General features: G+C 53.3%; 2 tRNA genes and 3 rRNA genes. All 5 read left to right on the top strand.

From position 1 onward, the window contains the following. The first annotated feature begins 286 nt into the window (after positions 1-286). A 16S ribosomal RNA gene (locus PYV55_RS16130) occupies positions 287-1,819 on the top strand. A gap of 80 nt (positions 1,820-1,899) precedes the next feature. After that, positions 1,900-1,976, top strand: a tRNA-Ile gene (locus tag PYV55_RS16125). A gap of 27 nt (positions 1,977-2,003) precedes the next feature. After that, positions 2,004-2,079, top strand: a tRNA-Ala gene (locus PYV55_RS16120). A gap of 401 nt (positions 2,080-2,480) precedes the next feature. After that, positions 2,481-5,354: ribosomal RNA gene (locus PYV55_RS16115) — 23S ribosomal RNA — on the top strand. A gap of 192 nt (positions 5,355-5,546) precedes the next feature. Next, positions 5,547-5,659 (top strand): 5S ribosomal RNA (gene rrf / locus PYV55_RS16110). Together the 16S, 23S and 5S rRNA genes with 2 tRNA genes alongside form the textbook arrangement of a ribosomal RNA operon. Positions 5,660-5,807: the final 148 nt, after the last annotated feature.

The raw sequence follows: 5,807 nt of genomic DNA, 5'->3' as shown, positions 1-5,807 counted from the left end.
GCCAAGCGGGCTGAAAAGCCGAAAGCCCCCAAAGTTTGCTGGGAGATAAAAAAGATTGCTAGAATACGCGGCTCAGCTGATTGCAGCAGAGAAGCAAAGCGGCAAAGGATTGAAAGATCAATTGCGGCGCGGATCCTTAAAAACACACAGCCGATAAGCGTGGGCGTTTGAGTCAAGTGCGACAGTTCCCTGGGGAAACTCAGGGGGCAAAAAGTGCGCAAAGCACACAAACGCTCAATGAAAGAAAAGAAGGAAACTTCAATTCTAGAGAGCAAACCAAAAGATCAAACAAAAGAGTTTGATCCTGGCTCAGATTGAACGCTGGCGGCATGCCTTACACATGCAAGTCGAACGGCAGCACGGACTTCGGTCTGGTGGCGAGTGGCGAACGGGTGAGTAAAGCATCGGAACGTGCCCGATCGTGGGGGATAACGCAGCGAAAGCTGCGCTAATACCGCATAAGATCTACGGATGAAAGCGGGGGACTCGCAAGAGCCTCGCGCGAACGGAGCGGCCGATGTCAGATTAGGTAGTTGGTGGGGTAAAGGCCCACCAAGCCGACGATCTGTAGCTGGTCTGAGAGGACGACCAGCCACACTGGGACTGAGACACGGCCCAGACTCCTACGGGAGGCAGCAGTGGGGAATTTTGGACAATGGGCGCAAGCCTGATCCAGCCATGCCGCGTGCAGGAAGAAGGCCTTCGGGTTGTAAACTGCTTTTGTACGGAGCGAAAAAGCCACCATTAATACTGGGGGCTCATGACGGTACCGTAAGAATAAGCACCGGCTAACTACGTGCCAGCAGCCGCGGTAATACGTAGGGTGCAAGCGTTAATCGGAATTACTGGGCGTAAAGCGTGCGCAGGCGGTTTTGTAAGACAGAGGTGAAATCCCCGGGCTCAACCTGGGAACTGCCTTTGTGACTGCAAAGCTGGAGTGCGGCAGAGGGGGATGGAATTCCGCGTGTAGCAGTGAAATGCGTAGATATGCGGAGGAACACCGATGGCGAAGGCAATCCCCTGGGCCTGCACTGACGCTCATGCACGAAAGCGTGGGGAGCAAACAGGATTAGATACCCTGGTAGTCCACGCCCTAAACGATGTCAACTGGTTGTTGGGTCTTAGCTGACTCAGTAACGAAGCTAACGCGTGAAGTTGACCGCCTGGGGAGTACGGCCGCAAGGTTGAAACTCAAAGGAATTGACGGGGACCCGCACAAGCGGTGGATGATGTGGTTTAATTCGATGCAACGCGAAAAACCTTACCCACCTTTGACATGTACGGAAGTTGCCAGAGATGGCTTCGTGCTCGAAAGAGAGCCGTAACACAGGTGCTGCATGGCTGTCGTCAGCTCGTGTCGTGAGATGTTGGGTTAAGTCCCGCAACGAGCGCAACCCTTGCCATTAGTTGCTACGAAAGGGCACTCTAATGGGACTGCCGGTGACAAACCGGAGGAAGGTGGGGATGACGTCAAGTCCTCATGGCCCTTATAGGTGGGGCTACACACGTCATACAATGGCCGGTACAGAGGGTAGCCAACCCGCGAGGGGGAGCCAATCCCGCAAAGCCGGTCGTAGTCCGGATCGCAGTCTGCAACTCGACTGCGTGAAGTCGGAATCGCTAGTAATCGCGGATCAGAATGTCGCGGTGAATACGTTCCCGGGTCTTGTACACACCGCCCGTCACACCATGGGAGCGGGTTCTGCCAGAAGTAGTTAGCCTAACCGCAAGGAGGGCGATTACCACGGCAGGGTTCGTGACTGGGGTGAAGTCGTAACAAGGTAGCCGTATCGGAAGGTGCGGCTGGATCACCTCCTTTCTGGAAAAGCACAAAAGCTTGAACGCCCACACTTATCGGTTGTTGGATGCACCATCGAACCCACGAGTTCAGATGGCCTGGGGTCTGTAGCTCAGCTGGTTAGAGCACCGTCTTGATAAGGCGGGGGTCGTTGGTTCGAGCCCAACTAGACCCACCAACCATCCAATGCGCGAAGAGGGCTTTGGGGGGATTAGCTCAGCTGGGAGAGCACCTGCTTTGCAAGCAGGGGGTCGTCGGTTCGATCCCGTCATCCTCCACCAAACAAGGCGAAGACGAAAGCTGCGGGAAACGCAAGCGACGACAAAGCGCAACACCAAAATAGCTTTGCAAAAGGCTATTTTGCTGTTGCTCAGGATCACCTGAAGCACATCGGCTGTTCTTTAAAAAATCATAGAGTCGAATCAGCGTTGCTGATGAAGTTGCGCCAGTGAAAATGCTGGGGCAAAAATCATCGGTGACAAGAATTTTTGATTGCGTCAAAACGAATATTCAAACCGAGTTTGAAATTCGACACATACGATTCGAGCTCGCAAGAGCGAAGAATCGATGCGGCGTGAATACTTGCATGACGTGCATAACATGCATTAACGCGCGAGGTGCAAGACCTCGCAAGTCCTTGGAAAATGACAGAGCCGTCTCGCAAGAGACGTCAAAGTTATAGGGTCAAGTGACAAAGAGCATGTGGTGGATGCCTTGGCGATGATAGGCGAAGAAGGACGTGATAGCCTGCGAAAAGCTTCGGGGAGCTGGCAATAAGCTGTGATCCGGAGATGTCCGAATGGGGAAACCCACCCGCGAGGGTATCGTTGGCTGAATACATAGGCCAACGAGGCGAACCGGGCGAACTGAAACATCTCAGTAGCTCGAGGAAAAGAAATCAACCGAGATTCCGAAAGTAGTGGCGAGCGAAATCGGAAGAGCCTGCCAGAGATAGCAGAGTTGTTAGCAAAACGGGATGGAAAGCCCGGCCATAGCAGGTGATAGCCCTGTATGCGAAAACAGTCCTGTGGTACCAAGCTGGGAACAAGTAGGGCGGGGCACGAGAAACCCTGTCTGAACATGGGGGGACCATCCTCCAAGGCTAAATACTCATCATCGACCGATAGTGAACTAGTACCGTGAGGGAAAGGCGAAAAGAACCCCGGGAGGGGAGTGAAATAGATCCTGAAACCGCATGCTTACAAAAAGTCGGAGCCCGCAAGGGTGACGGCGTACCTTTTGTATAATGGGTCAGCGACTTACATTCAGTGGCAAGCTTAACCGAATAGGGAAGGCGCAGGGAAACCGAGTCCGAACAGGGCGAATTAGTCGCTGGGTGTAGACCCGAAACCAGGTGATCTATCCATGGCCAGGATGAAGGTGCCGTAACAGGTACTGGAGGTCCGAACCGACTAGTGTTGCAAAACTAGCGGATGAGCTGTGGATAGGGGTGAAAGGCTAAACAAACCTGGAAATAGCTGGTTCTCTCCGAAAACTATTTAGGTAGTGCCTCAAGTATTACCTGCGGGGGTAGAGCACTGTTTTGGCTAGGGGGTCATGGCGACTTACCAAACCAAGGCAAACTCCGAATACTGCAGAGTACAGCTTGGGAGACAGAGCACCGGGTGCTAACGTCCGGACTCAAGAGGGAAACAACCCAGACCGCCAGCTAAGGTCCCTAAAATTGGCTAAGTGGGAAACGAAGTGGGAAGGCTAAAACAGTCAGGATGTTGGCTTAGAAGCAGCCATCATTTAAAGAAAGCGTAATAGCTCACTGATCGAGTCGTCCTGCGCGGAAGATGTAACGGGGCTAAGCCAGTTACCGAAGCTGCGGATGCACAGTAATGTGCGTGGTAGGAGAGCGTTCTGTAAGCCTGTGAAGGTGTCTGGTAACGGATGCTGGAGGTATCAGAAGTGCGAATGCTGACATGAGTAGCGTTAAAGCGGGTGAAAAGCCCGCTCGCCGTAAGCGCAAGGTTTTCTACGCAACGTTCATCGGCGTAGAGTGAGTCGGCCCCTAAGGCGAGGCAGAGATGCGTAGCTGATGGGAAACAGGTCAATATTCCTGTACCGCTCAATAGTGCGATGTGGGGACGAAGAAGGTTAGCTCAGCCAACTGTTGGATATGTTGGTTCAAGCCTGTAGTCGTGCCCGGTAGGCAAATCCGCCGGGCTTAGATGAGGGGTGATAACGAGGCTGCTTGCAGCCGAAGTGAGTGATACCCTGCTTCCAGGAAAAGCCACTAAGCTTCAGCTATTGACGACCGTACCGCAAACCGACACTGGTGCGCGAGATGAGTATTCTAAGGCGCTTGAGAGAACTCAGGAGAAGGAACTCGGCAAATTGATACCGTAACTTCGGGAGAAGGTATGCCCCAAGTAGGTGAACTTGAACAAAGGGAGCCCAAAGGGGTTGCAAAAAATCGGTGGCTGCGACTGTTTAATAAAAACACAGCACTCTGCAAACACGAAAGTGGACGTATAGGGTGTGACGCCTGCCCGGTGCTGGAAGATTAAGTGATGGGGTGCAAGCTCTTGATCGAAGTCCCAGTAAACGGCGGCCGTAACTATAACGGTCCTAAGGTAGCGAAATTCCTTGTCGGGTAAGTTCCGACCTGCACGAATGGCGTAACGATGGCCACACTGTCTCCTCCTGAGACTCAGCGAAGTTGAAATGTTTGTGATGATGCAATCTCCCCGCGGAAAGACGGAAAGACCCCATGAACCTTTACTGTAGCTTTGTATTGGACTTTGAACGGATCTGTGTAGGATAGGTGGGAGGCTTTGAAGCCAGGACGCTAGTTCTGGTGGAGCCAACGTTGAAATACCACCCTGGTGCGTTTGAGGTTCTAACCTGGATCCATGATCTGGATCGGGGACAGTGCATGGTAGGCAGTTTGACTGGGGCGGTCTCCTCCCAAAGCGTAACGGAGGAGTTCGAAGGTACGCTAGTTACGGTCGGACATCGTGACGATAGTGCAATGGCATAAGCGTGCTTAACTGCGAGACCGACAAGTCGAGCAGGTGCGAAAGCAGGACATAGTGATCCGGTGGTTCTGTATGGAAGGGCCATCGCTCAACGGATAAAAGGTACTCTGGGGATAACAGGCTGATACCGCCCAAGAGTTCATATCGACGGCGGTGTTTGGCACCTCGATGTCGGCTCATCTCATCCTGGGGCTGTAGCCGGTCCCAAGGGTATGGCTGTTCGCCATTTAAAGAGGTACGTGAGCTGGGTTTAAAACGTCGTGAGACAGTTTGGTCCCTATCTTCCGTGGGCGCTGCAGATTTGAGAAAGCCTGCTCCTAGTACGAGAGGACCGGAGTGGACGCACCTCTGGTGTATCGGTTGTCACGCCAGTGGCATCGCCGAGTAGCTATGTGCGGAAGAGATAACCGCTGAAAGCATCTAAGCGGGAAACTCGTTTCAAGATAAGATCTGCCGGGGCCCCGAGCCCCCTCAAGAGTCGTTCTAGACCAGGACGTTGATAGGCTGGGTGTGTAAGCGCAGCAATGCGTTCAGCTAACCAGTACTAATTGCTCGTGCGGCTTGACCCTATAACTTTGACAAAAAACTCAAAGTTCCAATGCATGTGATGCCTTCGTGTGTAAGTACCAACTTGCCGCAGCGCTCATGCTCGTGTTCACGCCATCCCCCAACGCAATCACCAATTCTCACTGATTCGATTTCTATGATCTTCCCCGCGCTGGCTCTCCAAAAAATAAAAAACAGCGCGGCTCTCAGTTTCGCCTGATGACCATAGCAAGCTGGTACCACCCCTTCCCATCCCGAACAGGACCGTGAAACAGCTTCGCGCCGATGATAGTGCGGATCCCCGTGCGAAAGTAGGTCATCGTCAGGCTCCTCACCCAACTCACCCCCTGCGCCCTTATTTAGGCTCAGGGGGTTTGTTTTTTGGCCTCAGCATCGGCGGCGTTCATCACCAGGGTCCCCGTCCCCGTCATCCGCTCCCGCAACCCCGCGCTCTGCTATCCCTCGGTGGATCAGCG

The organism is Extensimonas soli (assembly GCF_029211265.1).
Classification (GTDB): Bacteria; Pseudomonadota; Gammaproteobacteria; order Burkholderiales; family Burkholderiaceae_C; genus Extensimonas; species Extensimonas soli.
Note: the sequence above shows the minus strand (reverse complement) of the source record. Positions and strands in the feature narration are given on the sequence as shown.